This is a genomic window from Pseudomonas sp. C9D1, from assembly GCF_056491235.1.
The window spans coordinates 424,535-446,781 of the sequence record NZ_JBSZIE010000002.1 but is presented as its reverse complement, the minus strand read 5'-3'; the positions used below and the strand labels follow the sequence as shown (position 1 = coordinate 446,781).

22 protein-coding genes are annotated in these 22,247 nt (G+C 67.6%); 6 read left to right on the top strand and 16 right to left on the bottom strand.

Annotated elements, in window-relative coordinates:
* Positions 1-137: 137 nt before the first annotated feature.
* From ACXI0U_RS10305 to ACXI0U_RS10290, 4 genes are all read left to right on the top strand, one after another.
* Positions 138-1,976 carry an amidohydrolase gene (locus tag ACXI0U_RS10305; protein ID WP_263404641.1) on the top strand — a complete coding sequence of 613 codons (1,839 nt, stop codon included), beginning with the start codon at positions 138-140 and terminating at the stop codon, positions 1,974-1,976.
* Positions 1,977-2,039: 63 nt separating this feature from the next.
* Positions 2,040-2,657 (top strand): isochorismate family cysteine hydrolase YcaC, encoded by a 618-nt coding sequence (gene ycaC / locus ACXI0U_RS10300; protein ID WP_479550189.1) that lies wholly within the window; start codon positions 2,040-2,042, stop codon positions 2,655-2,657.
* A 124-nt stretch (positions 2,658-2,781) separates the two neighbouring features.
* A complete protein-coding gene (locus tag ACXI0U_RS10295) occupies positions 2,782-3,618 on the top strand; it encodes an AraC family transcriptional regulator (protein WP_479550188.1) in 837 nt (278 codons plus the stop codon).
* A gap of 94 nt (positions 3,619-3,712) precedes the next feature.
* Complete coding sequence (locus ACXI0U_RS10290) at positions 3,713-4,312, top strand: LysE family translocator (protein ID WP_479550187.1); 600 nt, start codon at positions 3,713-3,715, stop codon at positions 4,310-4,312.
* 690 nt (positions 4,313-5,002) lie between these two features.
* On the opposite strand, the gene ACXI0U_RS10285 is transcribed toward ACXI0U_RS10290, so the two are convergent.
* From ACXI0U_RS10285 to paaA, 15 genes are all read right to left on the bottom strand, one after another.
* Positions 5,003-5,524, bottom strand: a complete 522-nt coding sequence (locus ACXI0U_RS10285; protein WP_271661162.1) for a cytochrome c family protein — start codon at positions 5,522-5,524, stop codon at positions 5,003-5,005.
* 14 nt (positions 5,525-5,538) lie between these two features.
* Positions 5,539-6,060, bottom strand: a complete 522-nt coding sequence (locus ACXI0U_RS10280) for a methylamine dehydrogenase light chain (RefSeq protein ID WP_479550186.1) — start codon at positions 6,058-6,060, stop codon at positions 5,539-5,541.
* Between the two features lie 15 nt (positions 6,061-6,075).
* A complete protein-coding gene (gene mauD / locus ACXI0U_RS10275) occupies positions 6,076-6,693 on the bottom strand; it encodes a methylamine dehydrogenase accessory protein MauD (RefSeq protein ID WP_021217249.1) in 618 nt (205 codons plus the stop codon).
* 3 nt (positions 6,694-6,696) lie between these two features.
* Positions 6,697-7,236, bottom strand: coding sequence for a MauE/DoxX family redox-associated membrane protein (locus ACXI0U_RS10270; protein ID WP_021217248.1), 540 nt, complete (start codon positions 7,234-7,236; stop codon positions 6,697-6,699).
* Positions 7,237-7,246: 10 nt separating this feature from the next.
* Positions 7,247-8,392, bottom strand: coding sequence for an amine dehydrogenase large subunit (locus tag ACXI0U_RS10265; protein ID WP_031286963.1), 1,146 nt, complete (start codon positions 8,390-8,392; stop codon positions 7,247-7,249).
* Between the two features lie 333 nt (positions 8,393-8,725).
* The gene (locus tag ACXI0U_RS10260) at positions 8,726-10,870 is read right to left on the bottom strand and encodes a methyl-accepting chemotaxis protein (protein ID WP_479550185.1); all 2,145 of its coding nucleotides are present in this window, start codon (positions 10,868-10,870) and stop codon (positions 8,726-8,728) included.
* Between the two features lie 44 nt (positions 10,871-10,914).
* Positions 10,915-12,252 carry an alginate export family protein gene (locus ACXI0U_RS10255; protein ID WP_021217245.1) on the bottom strand — a complete coding sequence of 446 codons (1,338 nt, stop codon included), beginning with the start codon at positions 12,250-12,252 and terminating at the stop codon, positions 10,915-10,917.
* Positions 12,253-12,478: 226 nt separating this feature from the next.
* The gene (gene paaZ, locus ACXI0U_RS10250) at positions 12,479-14,533 is read right to left on the bottom strand and encodes a phenylacetic acid degradation bifunctional protein PaaZ (protein ID WP_479550184.1); all 2,055 of its coding nucleotides are present in this window, start codon (positions 14,531-14,533) and stop codon (positions 12,479-12,481) included.
* A 72-nt stretch (positions 14,534-14,605) separates the two neighbouring features.
* Positions 14,606-16,243, bottom strand: coding sequence for a cation acetate symporter (locus ACXI0U_RS10245; RefSeq protein WP_479550183.1), 1,638 nt, complete (start codon positions 16,241-16,243; stop codon positions 14,606-14,608).
* The gene (locus tag ACXI0U_RS10240) at positions 16,240-16,548 is read right to left on the bottom strand and encodes a DUF485 domain-containing protein (RefSeq protein WP_043246341.1); all 309 of its coding nucleotides are present in this window, start codon (positions 16,546-16,548) and stop codon (positions 16,240-16,242) included. Before ACXI0U_RS10240 ends, ACXI0U_RS10245 begins: the two co-directional genes overlap by 4 nt.
* A gap of 163 nt (positions 16,549-16,711) precedes the next feature.
* Positions 16,712-17,788, bottom strand: a complete 1,077-nt coding sequence (gene paaE / locus ACXI0U_RS10235) for a 1,2-phenylacetyl-CoA epoxidase subunit PaaE (protein ID WP_479550182.1) — start codon at positions 17,786-17,788, stop codon at positions 16,712-16,714.
* A gap of 75 nt (positions 17,789-17,863) precedes the next feature.
* A complete protein-coding gene (paaD, locus tag ACXI0U_RS10230; RefSeq protein WP_479550181.1) occupies positions 17,864-18,397 on the bottom strand; it encodes a 1,2-phenylacetyl-CoA epoxidase subunit PaaD in 534 nt (177 codons plus the stop codon).
* On the bottom strand, positions 18,384-19,145 hold the full coding sequence (gene paaC, locus ACXI0U_RS10225; protein WP_184489023.1) for a 1,2-phenylacetyl-CoA epoxidase subunit PaaC: 762 nt from the start codon (positions 19,143-19,145) through the stop codon (positions 18,384-18,386). The genes paaD and paaC overlap by 14 nt, the downstream gene beginning before the upstream one ends.
* 11 nt (positions 19,146-19,156) lie before the next feature.
* On the bottom strand, positions 19,157-19,438 hold the full coding sequence (paaB, locus tag ACXI0U_RS10220; protein ID WP_021217238.1) for a 1,2-phenylacetyl-CoA epoxidase subunit PaaB: 282 nt from the start codon (positions 19,436-19,438) through the stop codon (positions 19,157-19,159).
* A gap of 155 nt (positions 19,439-19,593) precedes the next feature.
* Positions 19,594-20,586, bottom strand: a complete 993-nt coding sequence (gene paaA, locus ACXI0U_RS10215; RefSeq protein ID WP_184489022.1) for a 1,2-phenylacetyl-CoA epoxidase subunit PaaA — start codon at positions 20,584-20,586, stop codon at positions 19,594-19,596.
* A 572-nt stretch (positions 20,587-21,158) separates the two neighbouring features.
* Here paaA and ACXI0U_RS10210 point away from each other — a divergent pair.
* Together ACXI0U_RS10210 and ACXI0U_RS10205 are read left to right on the top strand one after the other, a co-directional pair.
* Entirely contained in the window at positions 21,159-21,317 is a 159-nt protein-coding gene (locus ACXI0U_RS10210; protein WP_479550180.1) for a hypothetical protein, read from the top strand.
* Positions 21,318-21,386: 69 nt separating this feature from the next.
* A complete protein-coding gene (locus ACXI0U_RS10205; RefSeq protein WP_021217235.1) occupies positions 21,387-21,575 on the top strand; it encodes a hypothetical protein in 189 nt (62 codons plus the stop codon).
* Between the two features lie 214 nt (positions 21,576-21,789).
* On the opposite strand, the gene ACXI0U_RS10200 is transcribed toward ACXI0U_RS10205, so the two are convergent.
* Positions 21,790-22,143: a DUF1428 domain-containing protein gene (locus ACXI0U_RS10200; RefSeq protein WP_021217234.1), complete on the bottom strand. Its 354-nt coding sequence runs from the start codon at positions 22,141-22,143 to the stop codon at positions 21,790-21,792.
* Positions 22,144-22,247: the final 104 nt, after the last annotated feature.

Genomic DNA, 22,247 nt, shown 5'->3' with positions numbered 1-22,247 from the left:
ACAACGACGACACCAACCAGGGCCGCCGCCGCTTCCTCGCCAACAGCTCCCTGCTGGGCGCAGCGGGCGCGCTCTGGTCCGCCCTGCCTTTCGCCGGCATGCCCGGCGCCTCTTTCGCCGCCACTTCGGGAACCGACATGAAAGCCGACCTCATCCTCTTCAACGGCCGCCTGCACACGGTGGACCGTGACAACCCCAGCGCCACCGCCGTAGCCATCAAGGACGGCCGCTTCATCGCCGTCGGCAGCGACGCCGAGGCCATGGCCCTGCGCGGCGACGCCACCCGCGTCGTCGACCTGAAGAAGCGCAGCGTCATCCCCGGCCTCAACGACTCGCACCTGCACCTCATCCGTGGCGGCCTCAACTACAACCTGGAGCTGCGCTGGGAGGGCGTGCCGTCCCTGGCCGATGCCCTGCGCATGCTCAAGGAGCAGGCCGACCGCACGCCCACGCCGCAATGGGTGCGCGTGGTCGGCGGCTGGAACGAATTCCAGTTCGCCGAGAAGCGCATGCCGACCATCGAGGAGCTGAACAAGGCCGCGCCGGACACCCCGGTGTTCGTGCTCCACCTCTACGACCGCGCGCTGCTCAACCGCGCCGCGCTCAAGGTGGTCGGCTACACCAAGGACACGCCCAACCCGCCGGGCGGCGAGATCGTCCGCGACAGCCGTGGCGAGCCCACCGGCATGCTGGTGGCCCGCCCCAACGCGATGATCCTCTACTCGACCCTGAGCAAGGGGCCGAAGCTGCCGCTGGACTACCAGGTCAACTCCACCCGCCAGTTCATGCGCGAGCTCAACCGCCTGGGCATCACCAGCGCCATCGACGCCGGCGGCGGCTATCAGAACTACCCCGAGGACTACCAGGTGATCGAGCAGCTGGCCAAGGCCGACCAGCTCACCGTGCGCATCGCCTACAACCTGTTCACCCAGAAACCCAAGGAAGAGCTGGAAGACTTCAAGCGCTGGACCGGTTCGGTGAAATACGGCCAGGGCAACGACTTCCTCCGCCACAACGGTGCCGGCGAGATGCTGGTGTTCTCCGCCGCTGACTTCGAGGACTTCCTCGAACCGCGCCCGGACCTGCCGCAGACCATGGAGCAGGAGCTGGAGCCGGTGGTGCGCCATCTGGTGGAGCAGCGCTGGCCCTTCCGCCTGCACGCCACCTATGACGAATCCATCTCGCGCATGCTCGATGTGTTCGAGAAGGTCAACCGCGACATCCCCTTCAACGGCCTGCCCTGGTTCTTCGACCACGCCGAGACCATCACGCCGAAGAACATCGAGCGCGTGCGGGCCTTGGGCGGCGGCATCGCCATCCAGGACCGCATGGCCTTCCAGGGCGAGTACTTCGTCGAGCGCTACGGCTCCAAGGCCGCCGAGAAGACCCCGCCGATTCAGCGCATGCTCGCCGAGGGCGTGCCGGTGGGCGCCGGCACCGACGCCACCCGCGTGTCCAGCTACAACCCCTGGACCTCGCTCTACTGGCTGGTCAGCGGCCGCACCGTCGGCGGCCTGGAGCTGTACCCCCAGGGCCTGAGCCGCGCCACCGCGCTGGAGCTGTTCACCCACGGCAGCGCCTGGTTCTCCTCGGAGCAGGGCAAGAAGGGCCAGATCAAGGTGGGCCAGCTGGCCGACCTGGTGGCGCTCTCGGCGGACTTCTTCAGCGTCGAGGAAGAGGCCATCAAGTGGATCGAATCCGTGCTCACGGTGGTGGACGGCAAGGTGGTGCACGCCGCCGCCGAGTTCGACGACCTCGCGCCGCCGACCGTGCCGGTGCTGCCGGACTGGTCGCCGGTGGCCAAGGTGCCCGGCCACTGGCGCCCCAGCGCGCCGCTGGTGGCCCAGGTGCACCAGTGCGTCGGCCCGTGCGGCGTGCATGCCCACAGCCATGAGCGGGCGCGCCTTTCCAGCGTGCCGGTGAGCGACTTCCAGGGCTTCTGGGGCGCCTTCGGCTGCTCCTGTTTCGCCTTCTGACCACCCCGAATCCCTTCCGCCGGCCCACCAGGCCGGCGCCCAACCGAAGCAAGGAGCAATGCCATGGCTTACCGCTATAACCGCCTCGACAAGGACAACGCCGTCGTTCTGCTGGTCGACCACCAGGCCGGCCTGCTGTCGCTGGTGCGCGACTTCACCCCCGACGAGTTCAAGAACAACGTGCTGGCCCTGGCCGACATCGCCAAGTTCTTCAACCTGCCGACCATCCTCACCACCAGCTTCGAGAACGGCCCCAACGGCCCCATCGTGCCGGAGCTCAAGGCCCTGTTCCCGGACGCGCCCTACATCCCGCGCCCTGGCCAGATCAACGCCTGGGACAACGCCGACTTCGTCGACGCGGTGAAGGCCACCGGCCGCAAGCAACTGATCATCGCCGGCGTGGTGACCGACGTCTGCGTGGCGTTCCCCACCCTGTCGGCGCTGGAGGAGGGCTTCGAGGTGTTCGTCGTCACCGACGCCTCCGGCACCTTCAACCCGGTGGTGCGCGACGCTGCCCTCGACCGCATGAGCCAGGCCGGCGCCCAGCTGATGAACTGGTTCAGCGTCGGCTGCGAGCTGCACCGTGACTGGCGCAATGACATCGAAGGCTTCGGCGGCATCCTCGGCGGCCACCTGCCGGCCTATGCCAACCTGATCCAGAGCTACAGCCAGAAGTCCTGATCCACGGGCGGCCCCGCCAGGGGCCGTTTCTGCACAAATCTTCCAGACGCGCTTTTCCGACGACGGATAATGGCCTTTCACCCACGCCCGGTGCAGGCTTGCACCCTGGCCTTTGGAGAGCCCCGTGGAAAACCGCAACTGGATCGATCTCGCGCAGGACGGTGACACGGGCATCGAGACCATCCGCGCCCATTTCCAGGGCCACGCCTACGACCCCCATTGGCACGACAGCTACCTGGTGGGCGTCACCGAGCAGGGCGTGCAGCAGTTCAACTGCCGGCGCCGGCGCAACGTCAGCACACCGGGGCAGGTGTTCCTGCTGGAGCCGGGCGAGATCCACGACGGCCACGCGCCCACCGCAGACGGTTTCACCTATTCCATGCTCTACCTCGACCCGCAGTGGGTGGTGCGCGAGATGCACGCGCTGTTCGAGGACGCGCCGGCCGGCTGCCAGCCGAGCTTCGCCGACACCCTGGCCCACGACCCGACGCTGGCCCATGCCACCCTGCAGGCCTTCCACGCCCTGCATGGCAACGAGGTGCGCATGCTGCGCCAGGCCGCCATCGACCACCTGCTGGCGAAGATGACCGGGCACCTGCACTGGCGCCTGCGCCAGCAACAGGACCCACGTCTGCCCCAGGTGGCGCTGCGCGCGCGGGATTACCTGCACGCGCACCTGGACGAGGAGATCGGCCTGGACGACCTGGCCCGCGCCACCGGCGTCGACCGCTTCCGCCTCACCCGTGCCTTCAAGGCCGCCTTCGGCCTGGCGCCCCACGCCTACCTGATCCAGTTGCGCCTGGCCCGCGCTCGCACCCTGCTGGCCCGGGGCGACACGCCGGCGCAGGTCGCCAGCGCCCTCGGCTTCGCCGACCAGAGCCACCTCGGGCGCTGGTTCCGCCGCGCCTACCGGCTGACCCCGGCGGACTACCGCAAGCGCTGCTCAAAGCTTCCAGACTGAGCCGGGCGCGGCGGCGAACATGGGGCTCGTCTTCACAGGAGCCCTTGCCGATGCCCCGTTCCCTCTCGCTTCACCCTCGTTGCGGGGGCTGACCATGGAACAGCTGCTGCCTTTCCTGCTGTTTGCCTTCGTCGCCTCCATCACCCCCGGGCCCACCAATATCCTGGTGCTCAGCAATGCCTCGCGCTTCGGCCTGGGCGCGGCGCTGCCCATCGTCCTCGGCGCCTGCTGCGCCGCAGCGGCCATCGTGCTGCTGGTGGGGCTGGGCCTGGGCGAGGTGCTGGCCCGCCACCCCATGCTGCAACGGGCCATGGCCTGGGCCGGCATCGCCTGGCTGAGCTGGCTGGCCTGGCAGATCTTGTGCAGCGAGGCGCGTTCGCTGGACGACCCCGCCGAGCCCGGCACGCGCCTGGGCCTGGGCGGCGCCATCGGCCTGCAGCTGGTCAACCCCAAGGTGTGGATGATGGCCCTGGCGGTGGTCGGCGTATTCGTCGGGGAGGGCGCCGACAAGGCCGCGCGGGTGGTGACGCTGTCCCTGGCCTTCCTGCTGGTCTCCATCCCCTGCATGGGCGTCTGGGCACTGCTCGGCTTCGGCAGCGCCCGCCTATGGCGCAGCGCCGCCGCGCAAAAGCGCTTCAACCAGGCCATGGCCCTGCTGCTCCTGGCCTCCGCCTGGCTCAGCCTGGTGGTATGAGGCACAAACCCTTGTAGGGGCGAATTCATTCGCCCATCGGCCTCGCTGCGGGCTTCCCTTGTGGGAGCGGCTTCAGCCGCGAAATACTCTCAGCCGGCACCTGGCTTCGAATGGCCGGATGATCCATCGCGAATGAATTCGCTCCCGCGAGGCGTGGCATGCGTGTGGGCTGGAAGGTCGCTTGGTGGACGAAAGAGCGCCATCCACCCTACACAACGGTCGGCTCCGTCGATCAGGCAGGGCATGTAGGTTGGCGCTGAGCGCAGCGAGGCCCAACACAGCGATATCCGGCCTCGCTGCGGGCTTTCCCTGTGGGAGCGGCTTCAGCCGCGAAAGACCTACCGCCGGCAACTGGCTTCGAATGGCCGGATGATCCATCGCGAATGAATTCGCTCCCACGAGGCGTGGCATGCGTGCGGGCTGGAAGGTCGCTTGGTGGATGAAAAGAGCGCCATCCACCCTACACAACGGTTGGCCCGGCGTCGTAGGTTGGCGCCGAGCGCAGCGAGGCCCAACACAGCGATGTCCGGCCTTGCTGCGGGCTTTCCTTGTGGGAGCGGCTTCAGCCGCGAAAGACCTTCCGCCGGCACCTTGCTGCGAGTGAGCAGGCACTCCATCGGCTCCCACAATGGGCCACCGCAGCCCAATAAAAAGCCCGCCATGAAGGCGGGCTCGAAGGGGGCAGGGCGCTCAGTAGTCCATGCCGTCCTCGATGGGGATGCCCTGTTCGCGCATCCTCTCGATCAGCTCGGCGCGGGTGCCGGGCAGGTTGAGCATGCTGACCTTGCGCAGGCGGCTGACTTCCTCGGTGCTGTAGGGCTCGTAGCGGGCGGGCATGCTCTTGCCGGCCATGCCGTCCTCGCGCATCAGCCAGTTGAGCAGGTCGGCCAGTTGCGCGTCGTTGAGCGCGGACTGGGACATGCCCGGCACGCGCACGAGGAACTCGCGGCCACCCTCGACCTTGAGGAAGTTGCCGACGAAGCCCTTCATCCGGGGCGTGTCGTTGGCCTTGGAACCGGTGCCGTCGCCCAGGTGGCAGCCGGCGCATTGCAGCTGGTAGTTCACCGGGGTGCTGTAGCCCGCCTGGGAGATGGGCTTCTGCTCGGCCTCGTTGCCGGGCGCGGCCCGCTGGTGCGGGTCGGGGATCGCCCGGGCGAACGCCGGCGGGGCTGCCATGGCGCAGGCCAGCGTGACGATGAACAGTGCTCGCATGACAACCCCTCCGTTCATATCGCCACGCCGCGGATCACCGAGATGGTGCAGTGGTAGATGTGCGACTTGGCGGCCAGGCACCAGTTCACGTCGTTGTTGTTGAAGGGACGGTAGGCCGGCTCCTCGCTGTCGTTGCGGGTACAGGCGCACTGGGCGCAGCTGTGCTTACCGCAGCAGTCGTTGTAGGAAATGATGTAGTCCTTGCCGTCCGCCGGGTTGCGGCAGGTGCCGATCCAGGTCACCTGGGACACCTCGGTGCCCGGCGGGCAGGAGGTGACGGTGCCGCCGCAGCAACTGCACAGAAAGCCGTCGATGGAGCAGTAGCGCCAGTAGTCGCAGCTGGTGGGGTCGCCCGGGTCGCCGGCCTGGGGCGCCTCGGCGGCCAGGGCCTTGGCGGTGCGGTCGATGGGCAGCAGCACCGGCAGCGCGGCGCCGGCCACCATCAGCGAGCCGACGCGGGCCAGCAGCTTGCGCCGCGAGGTGGTGTCGGCAACGTGCCGGGCGGAGCGTTCGAACAGGAGATCGAGCAGTTTCATGGAAGTCTCCCTTCCTTATTGTTGTGCGGAGTGCGAGTGGCCATGGGCATGGCCAGCGTGCAGGTACTGCTGCAGGGTCGCGCTGCCCAGGTGCTCGGTCTCGAACAGGCTGTCCAGGTGCTCGCGGGAATTGACCAGGCCCTTGGCGCGCAGGGTGCCGGCCTTGTCGATCAGCGCGGCGTAGGGGAGCTTGCCGATCTGGTAGGTCATGCCCACTTCCGGGCCGACCACGTAGGTGGCGTCTTCCAGCTTGAACTCGCGGATCAGCGCGGCCTGGGCATCCATGTCGCCATCGCTGACGTAGATCACCTCCAGGCGGTCGGCCTGTTCCTTGGCGATGGAGCGGATGGCCGGCAGCAGCGATTTGCAGATGGGGCAGGTAGGCGAGAGGAAGAACAGCAGCTGGCTCTTCTCGCCGGCATAGCCGAAGTTCACCGGACGGCCGCTGCGGTCGGCGGCGGTCACCTTGGGTGCGGCGTCACCGACGGCGACGCCCTTGTCCATCATCAGCGCGCCGGCCGGGGCCAGGCGGGCATGGAGCACGCCGATCTGGCGCACCAGGCCCATCACGGCGAAGGCCAGGGCGAGCAGCAGGCACCAGAGCAGGATGTTGGAAACGATCAGGCCTTCCATATTTCACCTTCCAATGAGTTTGAGCAGACGGGGGCTGTTGGCCAGCAGGCCATCGGCCGCGGCATAGATGAGCAGGGCGACGGCGGCCGCGGCGATCACCACGAAGCCGTCGAAGGCGCCCAGTTCACGGGCGCCGGGGGTGAGGGTGGCGACCAGCGCCAGGGCCACCAGCACCGCGTTGCGCAGCAGCAGCTGCGGGCGGATGGGCTGGGACTGGTCCGGGCCGGAGCAGCCGCAATCGATGTCGCGACGGCCGCGCCACAGGTTCAGGCCGATGGCGCCGGCATAGGCAGCCAGCAGCAGGGCCGCGCCGAGGGCGGCGAGGCTGCGGCTGGCGGGCACCAGCAGGGCGAAGGCCAGGGCCACCTCCAGCAGCGGCAGCAGTCGGGCGAAGGGCTTGAGCAGCACCTTCGGCAACAGCTGGTAGGCCTCCACCTGGTCGCGGAACCGGGCCGGCGCGCGCAACTTGTGGGTCGCGGCGCTGGCCAGGATCACCGCGACGGCGAGGGCGCTGGCGATGACGAAGATCGGGTCGCTGTACATGGCGGACCTCCTAGTGGCTGAGGATCTGGATCGGCGTCTTGGCGATCTTTTCCATGGTGCCGGTGTGCTTGCCGCTGGCCAGGTCGAAGACTTCCAGCCCGCCGGTGATGTTGGTGCCCAGCAGCAACGGCTTGTCGTCATTGGTGGCGGCCAGGCTCCAGATCGGGTTGGGCGCTTCCAGGGTGGCGACCTTCTTGCCGGTCTTCAGGTCGTAGACCCAGACGAAGGGGCTCGGGTCTTCCCATTTCATCGGCTCGTGGGCGTCGTGCATCAGCACGTACAGGCGGTTGAGCTTGGGCGCCACGGCCAGCAGCTGCCAGCCACCCGGTGCCCAGCCGGCCTTGCGCTCGGCCTCGGTGGTCAGCGACCAGGGTTCGAGGAATTTCGGCTTGTCGCCGGAAACGTCCACGCCGCGCACGGTGCCGGTGGTGGTGGTGAAGTAGTAGGTGTCGCCCAGGGCGATGCCGCGCTCCACCAGCTTCTCGGCGTTGGGGTCGAAGAAGGCGGTCTGGGTGCGCGCCACTTCCTTGCCGTTGTCGTCGAGCTTGATCACCTGCAGCTTGCCGTCGCCGCACAGCGAGGCGAAGGCGCGCTTGCCCACCGGGTAGTTGAGCACGCAACCGGGGATGGCGATCTCGGCGGTCACCGCCTTGGCCTGGGTGTCGACCACGGTGACCGAGGTGGACGGGGTGAAGTTGTAGACGTAGACGAAGCGGTCGTCGCTGCTGGTGCCCAGGGAATAGCGCTGGGTGAGCATCTCGGCGCGCTTGGTGGGGATCAGCACTTCCCAGGACGGCGACAGGGTGGAGGTGTCCCAGGCGGTCAGCACGTCGGTGCGGGTGCCACGGGTGCCGCGCGAATAGAACAGGTCGGCGGTGTACAGGCGCTTGCCGTCACGGCTCAGGGTCGAGGGCGCGGCGAAGCCGGTGCTGACCATGCCGAGCATCTTCTTCTTCTCCGGGTCCACCACTGTCACGCGGCCGGCGACGAAGTTCTCGAACTCGACGTCGACGATGTAGGCGCGGTGCGGTTCGGGCGGGAAGGGCAAGGTCACCTGGCCGATGGTGTCGGCGGGAAGGTCCGCATGGGCGTTCAGCCCCGCCAGCGACAAGCCGAGGCTCAGCGCTGAGTGGACGAGGATCCTGTTTATTCGCATTAGGGGGGCTCCCTGAATTATTGGTCTGGCGGATCGCGGTGCGTTGGCAGATTTCTGCAGTCCCAGTCTGCCTCGTGGCTGCGCCAGGGAAATTGCTCTGTCTGCCAACCCGTTGTCTGCCTGTGCCAGCCATTGTGCCGCCGTGCCAGGGGCTTGCGTACAGGCACAGCGGGCAGGGGAAAGTGTAGTGCCGGCCACGCGGGTTTCACCCGCCCTACGGGGTTATGCCGGGCGGCGTGAAACCGATGCGCTGATGCCACCGGGATACGCCGCATCGCGAATGAATTCGCTCCCACGAAAGCAGGCCCTGTAGGTCGGGTGCAACCCGACGGCTCAGAGGCGGAAGCTGCCCACCAGCTGCCGCAGGCGTTCGGCCTGTTGCTCCAGGTCGGAGCAGGCGCGCAGGGTGCTCTGGAGGTTTTCCACGCCTTGCTGGTTGAGGGTGTTGATCTCGGTGATGTCCATGTTCAGCGCTTCGACCACGGAGGTCTGTTCCTCGGTGGCGGTGGCCACGGACTGGTTCATGCCGTCGATCTCGCCGATGCGCTGGGTGACGCTGGAGAGGCGTTCGCCGGCCAGGTTGGCGATCTCGACGCTCTGCTGGCTGTAGCGCTGGCTCTGGGTCATGGTGCCGACCGCCTCGCGGGAGCCGACCTGCAGCTCTTCGATCATCTTGTGGATTTCCTGCGCCGACTCCTGGGTGCGGTGGGCGAGGTTGCGCACCTCGTCGGCGACCACGGCGAAGCCACGGCCGGCCTCACCGGCGCGGGCGGCTTCGATGGCGGCGTTGAGGGCCAGCAGGTTGGTCTGCTCGGAGATGCCCTTGATCACGTCGAGGATCTGGCCGATGTCGACCGTCTTGCCGGCGAGGGTCTCGATCTGGGTACTGGAGGCGCTGATCTTGGTGGACAGCTCGTGCATGGCGGTGAGGGTCTTGCCGACCACCTGCTTGCCTTCCTCGGCCAGTTCTCGGGCGTCGGAGGCCTGGTGCGAGGCGTCGGCGGCGTTGCGGGCGATCTCCTGGGCGGCGGCGCCCAGCTGGTTGATCGCGGCGGCGACGCTGTTGGTGCGCTGGGCCTGCTCGTCCGAGTTGCGCAGCGAGGCGTTGGAGGCGGCCAGCACCCGTTGTGCGACCTCGTTGACCCGTCCCGTGGCCGAGGCCACCTCACCCAGGGAGGCGTGGATGCGTTCGACGAAGCGGTTGAAGGCGGCGGCGAGCTTGCCCAGTTCATCACGGGAGTGCACGGCCAGGCGCCGGGTGAGGTCGCCTTCGCCCTCGGCGATGTCTTCCAGCATGCGCGTCAGGCTCTGCAGCGGGCGGGTGATGCGGAAGGCGGCGAACCAGATCAGCAGCACGCCGAGCAGGGCGGCGCCGCTGCCGAGGCTGAACTCCAGCGCGGAGCTGGCCAGACGCTCGGCATCGAGTTCCTTCTGCAAGGCTTCGGCCGGGGCCAGCAGCACCTGCTGCGGCACGTCCACCAGCACGCCCCAGGGCGCGGCGCCGGTGATCGGCGGTAGCGGCTCCAGCACGCGGATGCGTTCGGCGTCCGCCTGGGTGATGGGCTGCCCCTGGCGCAGGGTGGCGAGCAGCGGCTCGGCACCCTTGGGCAGCACCTGGTCGAGGCGCTTGCCCAGTTGCGCGGCATCGGCGCTGTGCCCGGCGACCACGCCGCCCTGGCTGATGATGCTGACCCGGCCGGCGCCGTCGAACAGCTCGCGGCTGCTGTCCAGGCTGCTCTGCTGCAGGGCATCGAGGCTGATGTCGAGGCCGACCACGGCGATCAGCTTGCCGTCCTCGATCAGCGGGAAGGCGATGCTGGTGACCAGCCGGCGGGTGCCCGAGGCCTCGTCGAAGTAGGGCTCCAGCACACAGGCGCGGCGGCTGTCGCGGGGGCAGGTGTAGAAGGCGTTGTAGGGGCTGCCGCTGGGGCCGGGGGAGGTGTCGGTGAGGATCTGCTCCGGGCCCACCACCGGTTGCAGCTCACCCGGCTTGCCCTGCACCCAGTACAGGGAGAAGCGCCCGGCGTCGTTGCCGAAGGCCTGGTCCTGGCCGACGAACTGGCTGTCGGCGCCGTCCAGCGCGTCGCGCTCGAAGATGACGAAAAGCCCGAGCAGGTCGGGCTTGGCGAGGAGGCTGGTGCGCATCTGCTCGGCGACGCGCTGGCGCAATTCGGCGGCCGGCAATTCACCGCTGGCGCCCCGCGCCCGCAGGTAGAGGAGGAAGCGCGACAGGCCCTGGCCGTACTCGTAGGTCTGCAGGAAGGTGCGCTGGAGTTGCAGGGCCTGCACGCGGGCCTGGGCCTGCATGTGGGCTTCGGCGGCGCTAGCCAGCATGCGGCCGCTGGAGGCCTTGACGCGTTCGGTGCTGAGCCGGGTCTGGTACAGCGAAAGCCCCACCAGCAACGCCACTACCAGGATCAGGCAGGCGCTGGCGAGCAGGGTGATCCGGCTCTGGATGCTCAGGGAAGGTGTACGCATGGCGTGCTCGGGGGAAGGGCGGCGGGAGGCCCGCCGCCGGAGGCTCAGAAGTGGCTGGCGAACACCAGCTGGGTGTAGAGGTTGCGGTCGTTGCTGCCGATCTGGGTGCCGCCGTTGTCGGCGCTGCGGCTGGGCTCGTACACACCCACCACCGGCATGATCACCAGGTTGTCGTTGACCGCCCACTCGGCGTAGAGGTCCAGCTCGCGGCCGTCGAAGTTGCCCAGGTCGCGGTCGAGGGTGTCGAAGTCGAAGTACAGCGCGCCGATGCTCAGGTTCTCCAGCGGAGTGGCCTTGAGCGCGACGTGGTGGACGCGGGTGTTGCTGTTGAAGGGGCCGGCGTAGTTGGCCGCCACCTCGCCCTGGAACCAGGTGCCGTAGCCCCGGTTGAAGCCGAAGAACAGCGGGTCGAAGGCCTCGGAGAAGCGGCTGTAGCGGTAGCTGACGCTGGGGCTCCAGGGCGCATCGGCGAAGGTCCAGCCGGCTTCCAGGTACCAGGCGTCTTCGTTGTCGGCGGTTTTCTTGTCCTGCCAGGCGTATTCGCCGGAGAGGAACAGGTTCTCCACACCGGCATTGCCCTGGGCGCGCAGGCTGTAGGTCTTCATGCCGTCGCGGTCGAGCTGGATGGGGGAGGCGTATTCCTCGTCGACGTCGCGGATGTCGATCCAGGTCAGGCCGACGGTGCCTTGCTCGGCCACGTGTTCCAGGGTGCCGACGAACAGCTCGGGCTTGGCCTGGGAACGGTTGTCGGACTTCAGCCACATCAGGTCGCCGCGCCAGCCGTCCTTGCCGCCGATGCGCAGCACGGCGGTCTGGTCGAAGGCCTTGCGCGCCGCCAGCCAGTAGGCGCCGCCCCGGTCGAACTCGCCGTCGGCCAGGCCGTTGCCCAGGTTCAGGGCGTCGCCGTTGATCAGGAAGCCGTCGCCCACCGAGATGTTCTGGCGGCCGAAGGAGACGTCGATGCCGTCCTCGCCCAGGGCCTCGAACAGGGTGCCGGAGCGCCAGCCCAGGTAGGCGTCCTCGATCTTGGTGGTGCGTTCGTCACCGTCGGTGAAGCCCGCCGCGTCGCCATCTCCCCAGGTGGCGGAGCTGAGCAGGTTGAATGCGCCATAGCCGGTACCCGCGCCGCCCAGGCCCTGGTCGCCGCTGATGCCGTACTTGATGTAGCCCTCGCGCCAGCTGGAGGAGCCTTTCGACTTGGTGCCGGTGGTGGCGTAGTTCTCCTGGCTGTGGAAGACGCCGAACACGGCTTCCAGGTCGGCATTGAGGTGGGTGTCTTCGTCGGCGTAGAGCTCGTAGGCCCCGGCCTGGGAGGCGCAAGCCACCAATAAAGCGAGGGTGGACAGCCGGAACAGCGGCGTGACGCGGGTGAGAGTTTGCATGCGTGGGATTCCCGTTGTTGTTGGTGTTGGCGTGGGGGCTCTACGCGGATCGGCCCATGGGGCGATGGTACGTATCGCCCTCGCGCCAGCCTTGTGCCTGCTTGCCAACCGTTTGGCTGTGCATGCCAGATTGCGTGGGAATCGTTTGGGTGTAGGGCAGAGGGGTGAACCCGGGCTGAAGCCCGGGCTACCTGGAGTTGCGGGGAGGTGCTGCGCAATACCTGGCTCAGGCCGGGCGCTTGAGCACCAGGGTGAGGATGTCGTAGCTGGCCACCAGCTCGCCGTTCTGGTTGGTGACTTCCACGTCCCAGGCCACCACGCCCTGGGGCTCGCCCTTGGCGCTCTTCTTGCCCTGGTCGATTTTGCGCTTGCAGGTCAGGCGCGCCTGGATGGTGTCGCCGATGCCCACCGGGTTGACGAAGCGCAGGGTGTCGAGGCCGTAGTTGGCCAGCACCGGGCCGGGGGCCGGGGACACGAACAGGCCGGCGGCGGCGGAGAGCACGAAGTAGCCGTGGGCGATGCGCTTGCCGAACTGGGATTCCTTGGCCGCCAGTTCGTCGAAGTGCATGTAGAAGTGGTCGCCCGAGAGGCAGCCGAAGTTGACGATGTCGGCTTCGGTGACGGTGCGGCGGTGGGTGAGCAGGGATTCGCCGATCTGCAGCTCGTCGAACCAGCGGCGGAACGGGTGCACCTCGGTTTCGATCACCTTGGCGCCGCGCACGTATTCGCCGGTGACGGCGGCGAGCATGGTGGGCGAGCCCTGCACGGCGGCGCGTTGCAGGTAGTGCTTCACGGCGCGCAGGCCGCCCAGTTCCTCGCCACCGCCGGCGCGGCCGGGGCCGCCGTGCTTGAGCACCGGCAGCGGCGAGCCGTGGCCGGTGGATTCGGCGGCGGACTCGCGATCGAGGATGTGCAGGCGGCCGTGCAGGGCGGCGGCGCGCGGTACCACGTAAGCGGCGACGGCGGGGTCGTGGGTCACCAGGCTGGCCACCAGGCTGCCCTTGCCACGGGCGGCGAGGGCGATGGCTTCGTCGATGTCGTCATAGGCCATCAGCGTGCTCACCGGGCCGAACGCCTCGATGTCGTGGGCGCCGCCTTCGGCGTGCGGGTCGCGGGCGCGCAGCAGGGTGGGGGCGAAGAAGGCCCCTTCGGCCACGCCTTCACCTTGTGGGGCGAAGCCGTCGCGGGCACCGAACAGCAGCTCGCTGCCGGCCAGCAGGGTTTCCACCCGCGCGGCGACGTCGGCCTGCTGGGCATGGGAGGCCAGGGCGCCCATCTTCACGCCTTCCACGGCCGGGTCGCCGATCACCACCTTGGCCAGGCGTTCGCGCAGGCGCTCGGCCACGGCGTCGATGTGTTTTGCCGGCACGATGGCGCGGCGGATGGCGGTGCACTTCTGCCCGGCCTTCACCGTCATCTCCCGGGCCACTTCCTTGACGAATAGGTCGAACTCCGGGTCGTCCGGGGTGATTTCCGGGGCGAGGATGGCGCAGTTCAGCGAATCCGCCTCGGCGTTGAAGGGGATGGAATTGCGCACCAGGTTGGCGTTCACCCGCAGTTTGGCGGCGGTGTCGGCGGAGCCGGTGAAGGTCACCACGTCCTGGCCCTGGAGGCGGTCGAGCAGATCGCCCGTGCCGCCGATCACCAGCTGCAGGCTGCCCTCGGGGAGCAGGCCGGATTCGTGCATCAGGCGCACGGCGGCCTCGGTGAGGTAACTGGTGGCGGTGGCCGGCTTGACGATGCAGGGCATGCCGGCGAGGAAGCTAGGCGCGAACTTCTCCAGCATCCCCCAGATGGGGAAGTTGAAGGCGTTGATGTGCACGGCGACGCCGCCGCGCGGCACCAGGATATGACTACCGGCGAACAGGCCCTGCTTGCCCAGTTGCATGGCCGGGCCTTCGTGCACCACGTTGCCGGAAGGCAGCTCACGGGCGCCGACGCCGGCATAGGCGAACAGGGTGCCGCTGCCGCCCTCGATGTCGATCCAGCTGTCGGCGCGGGTGGCGCCGCTGTGGCGCGACAGGGCGTAGAGCTGCTCCTTGCGCTCGTTGAGGTAGAGGCCCAGGGCCTTGAGGCGCGCGGCGCGCTGCTGGAAGTCCAATGCCATCAGTGCGGGGATGCCGCGGCGGCGGCCGAACTCGACGGCTTCGGCGAAATCCAGGTGCTCTTCATGGGTGCGGCACAGCGCGCTGCCGTCGATGGCGCTGCGCAGGGTCTGGGCGCCGTGCTGGCCGATCCAGCGGCCGGCGATAAGGCTCTGCAGGGTGGTGACGTTGCTCATGGTGGTTCTCCTTGAGGCGGTGTTCGAGGGGGTGGGGCCGCCCCCGCTCGGGAGCTGGGGGCGGCCGAGGAGTCAGTGGCGGCTGGCGGCGGCTGCGCCGATGCCGGTCATGGAGCGGATGAACTGGGCCAGGTAGCGGCCGCGTTCCCGGGTGGCGCGTTCGGAACGGTCGGTGACCGAGAACAGCCAGGCGCTGGAGAAGGCCAGGGTCATGGAGAACAGCGCCGGGTTGGCGTAGGGGAACAGCGCTTGCTCGTGGTGCAGCACGTTGACCCACACCGCCGGGCTGGCCACCAGCAGGGCGATGGCCGACGCCAGGCCGGCCAGGCTGCCGGCGACGGCGCCCCGGGTGGTCAGGCCCTTCCAGAACATGGAGAGGAACAGCACCGGGAAGTTGACCGAGGCGGCGATGGCCAGCACCAGGCCGGAAAGGAAGGCGATGTTCTGCGACTCGAAGAGGATGCCGAGGATCACCGCCAGCACGCCGATGCCCAGGGTGGCGAGGCGTGATACGCGCATCTCCTCGCGCTCGCTGGCCTGGCCCTTGCGGATGACGCAGGCGTACAGGTCGTGGGACACCGCCGAGGCACCGGACAGCGCCAGGCCGGCGACCACCGCGAGGATGGTGGCGAAGGCGACGGCTGAGATGAAGCCGAGGAACAGGCTGCCGCCCACTGCGTGGGACAGGTGCACGGCGACCATGTTGCCGCCGCCGATGATGGCGCCGGCGGCGTCGCGGAATTCCGGGTTGGTGCCGACCATGACGATGGAGCCGAAGCCCACCACTATCAGCAGCAGGTAGAAATAGCCGATGAAGCCGGTGGCGTAGAACACGCTCTTGCGCGCTTCCTTGGCGTCGCTGACGGTGAAGAAGCGCATGAGGATGTGCGGCAGGCCGGCGGTGCCGAACATCATGCCGAGCCCGAGGGAGATGGCATCGACGGGGTTCGACAGCAGCCCGCCCGGCGCCATGATCGCGGCGCCCTTGGCGTGCACCGAGGCCGCGGCGGCGAACATCGCCTCGGTGCTGAAGCCGAAGTGGCGCAGCACCATGAAGGCCATGAAGCTGGTGCCCGAGAGCAGCAGCACCGCCTTGATGATCTGCACCCAGGTGGTGGCGAGCATGCCGCCGAAGGTGACGTAGCAGACCATCAGCACGCCCACCAGCAGCACCGCCTGCAAGTAGCTGAGGCCGAACAGCAGTTCGATCAGCTTGCCGGCGCCGACCATCTGCGCCACCAGGTAGAGCAGCGCCACGGTGAGGGTGCCGAAGGCGGCGGTGATGCGGATCGGGCTCTGGTCGAGGCGGTAGGACACCACGTCGGCGAAGGTGAAGCGGCCCAGGTTGCGCAGGCGCTCGGCGATCAGGAAGAGGATGATCGGCCAGCCGGCGAGCACGCCCAGGGCGTAGAGCAGGCCGTCGTAGCCGTTCATGAACATCATCGCGGAGATGCCGAGGAAGGACGCCGCGCTGATCATGTCGCCAGCGATCGCCAGGCCGTTCTGGAAGCCGGTGAGGCCACCGCCGGCGGTGTAGAAATCGGCGGTGGAGCGGGTGCGTAGCGCGGCCCAGCGGGTGATGCCGAGGGTGAACACGACGAACGCCAGGAACATGTAGATGGCGGGCCAGTTCAGCGGCCGCGCGCCGGCATCGGCGGCCAGGGCGCTGCCGGAGGCCAGCAGGGCGGCGAGGGCGAGGAGGGCCTTCATGGTGCGCACTCCTGCTTGAGCTTGTCGTTCAGCGGGTCGAGCACGCGATTGGTACGCGTCACGTAGATGCCGGTGAGGCCGAAGGCCAGGAGGATGATGACCACGCCCACCAGCATGCCGACGCTGGTGACCCCGCCACTGAGGGAACGACCCAGCAGGCCCGGGGCGAAAGCCACCAGCAGCACGAAGCCGTAGTAGATCGCCAGCATGGCGGCGGTGAGGGACCAGGTCAGGCGCTGCTTGCGCTTGACCAACTGGATGAAATCCGGGTGCTGCCGGATGCGATCGAGGTCTTGCGGGGTCATGGCTGCTCTCTCTTGTTGTGGTTGTAGAGACGGTGCGGCACGCAGGTGAAGCGGGTGGATCTCTTCTCGTAGGGTGGGCTTCAGCTCACCGATGGGGGCGCGTAGCGTGCTGGTGGGCTGAAACGGAGCGCCGCCCGGCCCACCCTACGGTTCGGGGTTGGGATCAGAGCTGGTCGAAGTCCAGGGTCACGTGTTCGCTGACGGGATAGGACTGGCACGAGAGCACGTAGCCGGCGGCCACCTCGTAGTCCTCCAGGGCGAAGTTGCTGTCCATCTCCACCTCGCCCTCGACCACCCGGCACTTGCAGGTGGAGCAGACGCCGGCCTTGCAGGAGTAGGGGAGTTCCAGGCCCTGGGCGTTGCCGGCGTCGAGCAGGCTCTGGCTGTTGCGTGCCAGCTCGAAGCTCACTTCGCGGCCGTCGCTGATCACCGTTATCCGGCTTTGCGCAGCGTTCGTTTCGTGGGCAGCCTCGCGGGCTTCGCGCTTGTGCTCGCTGCCGGCGGCGGCGAACAGCTCGAAGTGGATGCGCTCGGCCGGCATGCCGTTGGCGCGGAGCTGGTCGCGCACGGTCTCGGTCATCGCCTGGGGGCCGCAGATGAAGGCGGCGTCCAGGGCGCGCACGTCGATCCAGCGCTGGAACAGCTGGCCGCATTTGTCGGCGTCGATGCGACCGTTGTAGAGGTCCACGTCCTGCTGCTCGCGGCTGAACAGGAAGATCAGGTTGAGGCGCTGCAGGTAGCGGTTCTTCAGGTCCTCCAGCTGCTCGCGGAACAGTGCCGAGGCGCTGGAGCGGTTGCCGTAGAGCAGGGTGACGCGGCTGTTGGGCTCGGTCTCCAGGGTGGTCTTGACGATGGAGAGGATCGGCGTGATGCCGCTGCCGGCGGCGACCGCCAGGTAGTGGCCGTGGCGCACCGGGTCCAGCGGCACGTTGAAGTGGCCGGAGGGCGGCATCACGTCGAGGCTATGGCCGGCCTTCAGCTGTTCGTTGGCCCAGCTGGAGAAGCGCCCGCCCGCCACGCGCTTGACCGCGACGCGCAGCTCGCCGTCGTTGACGCCAGTGCAGATGGAGTAGGAGCGGCGCACTTCCTCGCCGTCCAGCTGGGTGCGCACCACCAGGTGCTGACCCTGGGTGAAGCGGAAGCTGTCGCTGAGACCCGCGGGGATGTCGAAGGCGATGGACACCGCGTCGCGGGTTTCCGGGCGCACGTCCTTGATGGTCAGGCTATGGAACTTGCTCATTGTTGTTCTCCCACGGCTGGGCCGTATGGAGGACGAATACAAACGTCACGAACGCAGTAGTTTGTCTTCGTCTTCCTAGATGCACTTGAAGTAATCGAAGGGCTCGCGGCATTCGACGCAGCGGTACAGCGCCTTGCAGGCCGTGGAGCCGAATTCGCTCAACTGTTCGGTATGCACGCTGCCGCACTGCGGGCAGCGGACTTCCGGGGTTTCGCCCAGCAGGGCGCGCTTGCTGGTGCTGCCGCTGGGCGGGGCGATGCCGTAGGCGCGCAGGCGCTCGCGGCCGTCATCACTGATCCAGTCGGTGGTCCAGGCCGGCGCCAGGCGGAGTTCCAGGTTCGGCGCGGCGAAACCGGCGCCTTCCAGCGCCTGCTCGATGTCGCGCTCGATCACCTCGGTGGCCGGGCAGCCCGAATAGGTGGGGGTGACCACCACGTGCAGGTGGCCGCCTCGCCAGTCGAGGTCCCGGACGATGCCGAGGTCGACCACGCTGACCACCGGCACTTCCGGGTCCATCACCTCGCCGAGCACCGACCAGGCGCGGGCCAGGTCGGCGGGCGCACCGGGGCGGGCGCCCCGGTCGCTGGCGATCAGCTCACCAGGACGCATCGGGATGGGCCCTTTGCAGGAACTGCATCTCGGCCAGCAGCAGGCCGAGGTGCTCGGTGTGCAGGCCACGGCGACCGGAGAGGTAGAAGTAGCTGGCCGGCTCCGGCAGCGGCAGGGTGGCGCTGGCGAAGGTGTCGGCGACCTTGGCCTTCCAGGCAGCGGCGACGTCGTCCGGCGCCGGAGTGATGCCAGCGGCGGCCAGGCGTTGCTCCACCTCGTCGCCGTTCACCAGTTCGACGGTGAAGCGCCAGGTGTCGCGGATGGCCGCCAGCATGCGGCGGTGGCTTTCCTCGGTGCCGTCGCCCAGGCGCTGCACCCACTCGGTGGAGCGGCGCAGGTGGTAGGTGACTTCCTTCAGTGCCTTGGCGGCGATGCCGGCGATGCGTTCGTCGCTGGAGCTGCTGAGGCCATGGAGCACCTGGAAGTGCCAGGCGTCATAGAGGAACTGCTTGGTGATGGTCACCGCGTAGTCGCCGTTGGGTTGCTCCACCAGCAGCAGGTTGCGGTAGGCGCGCTCGTCGCGGCGGTAGGCCAGGTGGTCGGCGTCGCGGCCGTCGTCCAGCAGCTCGGCGGCGTATTCCAGCCAGTTGCGGGCCTGGCCCACCAGGTCGAGGCCGACGTTCATCAACGCCAGCTCCTCTTCCAGGGCCGGGGCCTTGCCGCACCATTCGCAAAGGCGCTGGCCCTGCACCAGGGCGCTGTCGCCGAGGCGCAGCAGGTATTCGATCAGGTCGTGTTTGGCATTCATGGCGGGCGGCCTCACATGTGGCCGACTTCGGCCGGCAGCTCGTAGAAGCTGGCGTGGCGATAGACCTTGTCTTCGGCCGGGTCGAACAGCGGCTCCTTCTCATCGGGGGAGGAGGCGGTGATCAGCGCCGAGGGCACCACCCAGAGGCTCACGCCCTCGTTGCGGCGGGTGTACAGCTCACGGGCGTTCTCGATGGCCATGGCGGCGTCGGCGGCGTGCACGCTGCCGACATGCTTGTGGTTGAGCCCGTGCTTGCTGCGCACGAAGACTTCGTAAAGGGTCCACTCACTCATTGTGTTCTCCTGCTCATCAGGCATGAGCTGCTGCGCGTCGGCATAACGTCGTTGGAAACAGACCCGGGCTTGCTCATTTACAGTCGTAAACTCCGCGCCCGTGCCTGTTTCCGCCTAGTTCTGCTCTAGCTCGCGAGCTCAGAGGCGGAAGTTGGTTAGGCGGCGTCTTTCTTCTGTTGTTGTTTGCGGGCATGGGCCACCGCGGCTTCACGGACCCAGGCACCGTCTTCGATGGCCTTGCGGCGGGTGGCGACGCGCTCCTGGTTGCAGGGGCCGTTGCCCTTGAGCACCTCGTAGAACTCGTCCCACTGGATGTCGCCGAAGTCGTAGTGGCCGCGCGCCTCGTTCCACTTCAGGTGCGGGTCCGGCGCGGTGCAGCCGAGCAGTTCCAGTTGCGGCACGGTCTGGTCGATGAAGCGCTGGCGCAGTTCGTCGTTGCCCTGGCGCTTGATCTTCCAGGCCATGGACTGGGCGCTGTTGGGGGAGTGTTCGTCGCTGGGGCCGAACATCATCAGCGAAGGCCACCAGAGGCGGTTGATGGCGTCCTGGACCATGTCCTTCTGCGCCTGGGTGCCGTTGCGCATCATGTGCAGAAGGATTTCGTAGCCCTGGCGCTGGTGGAAGGACTCCTCCTTGCAGATGCGGATCATGGCGCGGGAGTAGGGGCCGTAGGAGGTGCGCTGCAGCACCACCTGGTTGACGATGGCGGCGCCATCCACCAGCCAGCCCACCGCGCCCATGTCGGCCCAGCTCAGGGTCGGGTAGTTGAAGATGCTCGAGTACTTGGCGCGGCCGCTGTGCAGCTTGGCGACTTCCTCGTCGCGGCAGGCGCCGAGGGTTTCCATGGCGCTGTAGAGGTACAGGCCGTGGCCGGCCTCGTCCTGGATCTTCGCCATCAGCTGCAGCTTGCGCTTGAGGGTGGGCGCGCGGGTCACCCAGTTGCCTTCCGGCAGCATGCCGACGATCTCGGAATGCGCGTGTTGGGAAATCTGCCGGATCAGCGTCTGCCGGTAGGCGTCCGGCATCCAGTTCTTCGGCTCGATCTTGATTTCCGCATCGATCTTTTCCTGGAAGGCGCGCTCTTCCGGGGACATCTCCTCCAGCGCCTTCACGCGCTTCACGCCGGTCTCAACCAATTGTGCGTACATGCCGTTCTCCAGCCATGCGGGTTCGTGGGGTGGCTTGGCCATGGCGCTAGTTTTAAATGATACAAAAACAAATATCAAATTAAAAAATAGGTGTCGGATTTGAAGGGCGGCAAGTGGCAAGCTTCAAGTGGCAAGCTAGGAGCTGGAAGCTGAGAGCCAGAGCCAGAGCCAGAGCCAGAGCCAGAGCCAGAGCCAGAGCCATAGTCGTGGGCTGGGGCGCTTGTTGGCTTTTTCTTCCAGCTTCAGGCTTCGAGCTTCCAGCTAAGGGGAAAGAGATTCAAAATTTCAGTAATGACTACGTTGTTTCGTTCCCTTTACTCTTTTTAACAATTGCCCTCCAAAGCTTAAAAGACCGGCGCGGCGCGCCTTTGCATACTGCTGGCCTGCCATCGGCATTGGAGGCCTTCATGTTCAGGCGCGTGTGTTCATCCTTCTGTTTCCATCCGGGTTCCGGCGCGGCGTTGGTGGCTTGGCGTGGGCCGAGGCCGTGGTCGTTCTCGGCGCCTTCGTCGGAGGCGTTCGGGCACTTGGCTCTGGCGTTGCTGGCTTGCGGAGTGGGTGTGGTGGCGCTGGTGGCTGCGCTGCGTCCGTTCCTCGCCTGCGCCGATGGCGGGCTGTGCCTGCCGCTGTTCTCGGCCGAGCTCGGTGAGCTGGTGGGCGTGCTGGTGGCGCTGGAGCTGATGGCCGTCGCCTGGCTGGTGAGCTCGCTGCGCGGGCTTGTGCGGGGCTGAGCGCCCTCACATTCCACTCGAACCCATCATTCAGGGGATGTTCGAAATGACCACGAAGGCGAAGGGCTGATGGGCGCGGGTCTAGAAGCCATCGAGGTGCTGCTGGTCACCCCGCGCGTTGCAGAACTGCACGCCCAGGCCCTGGCGGAAGGCGCCACTGAACTGGCCGCGCCCGCCCGCGAGGACTCCGGCCGCCTCGCTTCGCGCCTGCGCTGGGCCGACGGTGTGCTGGTGGCGCTGCAATCCCCGGCGCCGTAGCCCTGATCCGGTGGGCTACAGGCGGGTGGGCTTCAGCCCACCGTTCTAGATGCTCCGACTTCTTCGTCCAGTGGATGCTGCGCATCGACTCCCTGTGGGAGCGAATTCATTCGCGAAAAGAGTCCGTGCTGGGCACCACGATTGACACCGCATACGCACTTCACGGTGCTCTGACGCGAAGAAGTCCCCGGGCTGAAGCCCGGGCTAACCGGCATCAGGCGTCGACTATCACGTCGAAGCCGCCGAAAATCATGCGCTGCCCGTCGAAGGGCATCTTCTCGGGATCGGGGTGCAGGCGCGGGTCCTCCATGGATTTCTTCATGCCCTCGTCGCGGGCCTGGCGGGAAGGCCAGGTGATCCACGAGAACACCACCGTCTCGTCGTCCTTGCGTTTCACCGCCATGGGGAAGGAGGTCACCTTGCCCTCCGGCACATCATCGCCCCAGCACTCGACGACGCTGAGGGCGCCATGGTCCTTGAACACCTGGGCGGCGATGCGGGCGATGGCGATATAGGCCTCGCGCTTGGCGGTGGGCACGGGAACGACGAATCCATCTACATAGCTCATGAGCGATCTCCTGGTCGGTGGCGCGTGGCGGTCCACGTGCCGGTCTCATCCGGTAGTCGATTCAGGATTGGCGATTGAGACAATTCCTGGGCGAATGCCTGGGC

Excerpts from the sequence above, each read along its gene's own strand:
- ACXI0U_RS10305 (WP_263404641.1), top strand. The coding sequence starts at position 138 with ATGAAAGCCGACCTCATCCTCTTCAACGGCCGCCTGCACACGGTGGAC.
- ycaC (WP_479550189.1), top strand. The coding sequence starts at position 2,040 with ATGGCTTACCGCTATAACCGCCTCGACAAGGACAACGCCGTCGTTCTG.
- ACXI0U_RS10290 (WP_479550187.1), top strand. The coding sequence starts at position 3,713 with ATGGAACAGCTGCTGCCTTTCCTGCTGTTTGCCTTCGTCGCCTCCATC.
- ACXI0U_RS10285 (WP_271661162.1), bottom strand. The coding sequence starts at position 5,524 with ATGCGAGCACTGTTCATCGTCACGCTGGCCTGCGCCATGGCAGCCCCG.
- ACXI0U_RS10280 (WP_479550186.1), bottom strand. The coding sequence starts at position 6,060 with ATGAAACTGCTCGATCTCCTGTTCGAACGCTCCGCCCGGCACGTTGCC.
- mauD (WP_021217249.1), bottom strand. The coding sequence starts at position 6,693 with ATGGAAGGCCTGATCGTTTCCAACATCCTGCTCTGGTGCCTGCTGCTC.
- ACXI0U_RS10270 (WP_021217248.1), bottom strand. The coding sequence starts at position 7,236 with ATGTACAGCGACCCGATCTTCGTCATCGCCAGCGCCCTCGCCGTCGCG.
- ACXI0U_RS10265 (WP_031286963.1), bottom strand. The coding sequence starts at position 8,392 with ATGCGAATAAACAGGATCCTCGTCCACTCAGCGCTGAGCCTCGGCTTG.
- ACXI0U_RS10260 (WP_479550185.1), bottom strand. The coding sequence starts at position 10,870 with ATGCGTACACCTTCCCTGAGCATCCAGAGCCGGATCACCCTGCTCGCC.
- ACXI0U_RS10255 (WP_021217245.1), bottom strand. The coding sequence starts at position 12,252 with ATGCAAACTCTCACCCGCGTCACGCCGCTGTTCCGGCTGTCCACCCTC.
- paaZ (WP_479550184.1), bottom strand. The coding sequence starts at position 14,533 with ATGAGCAACGTCACCACCCTGCAGAGCCTTATCGCCGGCCGCTGGATC.
- ACXI0U_RS10245 (WP_479550183.1), bottom strand. The coding sequence starts at position 16,243 with ATGAAGGCCCTCCTCGCCCTCGCCGCCCTGCTGGCCTCCGGCAGCGCC.
- ACXI0U_RS10240 (WP_043246341.1), bottom strand. The coding sequence starts at position 16,548 with ATGACCCCGCAAGACCTCGATCGCATCCGGCAGCACCCGGATTTCATC.
- paaE (WP_479550182.1), bottom strand. The coding sequence starts at position 17,788 with ATGAGCAAGTTCCATAGCCTGACCATCAAGGACGTGCGCCCGGAAACC.
- paaD (WP_479550181.1), bottom strand. The coding sequence starts at position 18,397 with ATGCGTCCTGGTGAGCTGATCGCCAGCGACCGGGGCGCCCGCCCCGGT.
- paaC (WP_184489023.1), bottom strand. The coding sequence starts at position 19,145 with ATGAATGCCAAACACGACCTGATCGAATACCTGCTGCGCCTCGGCGAC.
- paaB (WP_021217238.1), bottom strand. The coding sequence starts at position 19,438 with ATGAGTGAGTGGACCCTTTACGAAGTCTTCGTGCGCAGCAAGCACGGG.
- paaA (WP_184489022.1), bottom strand. The coding sequence starts at position 20,586 with ATGTACGCACAATTGGTTGAGACCGGCGTGAAGCGCGTGAAGGCGCTG.
- ACXI0U_RS10205 (WP_021217235.1), top strand. The coding sequence starts at position 21,387 with ATGGGCGCGGGTCTAGAAGCCATCGAGGTGCTGCTGGTCACCCCGCGC.
- ACXI0U_RS10200 (WP_021217234.1), bottom strand. The coding sequence starts at position 22,143 with ATGAGCTATGTAGATGGATTCGTCGTTCCCGTGCCCACCGCCAAGCGC.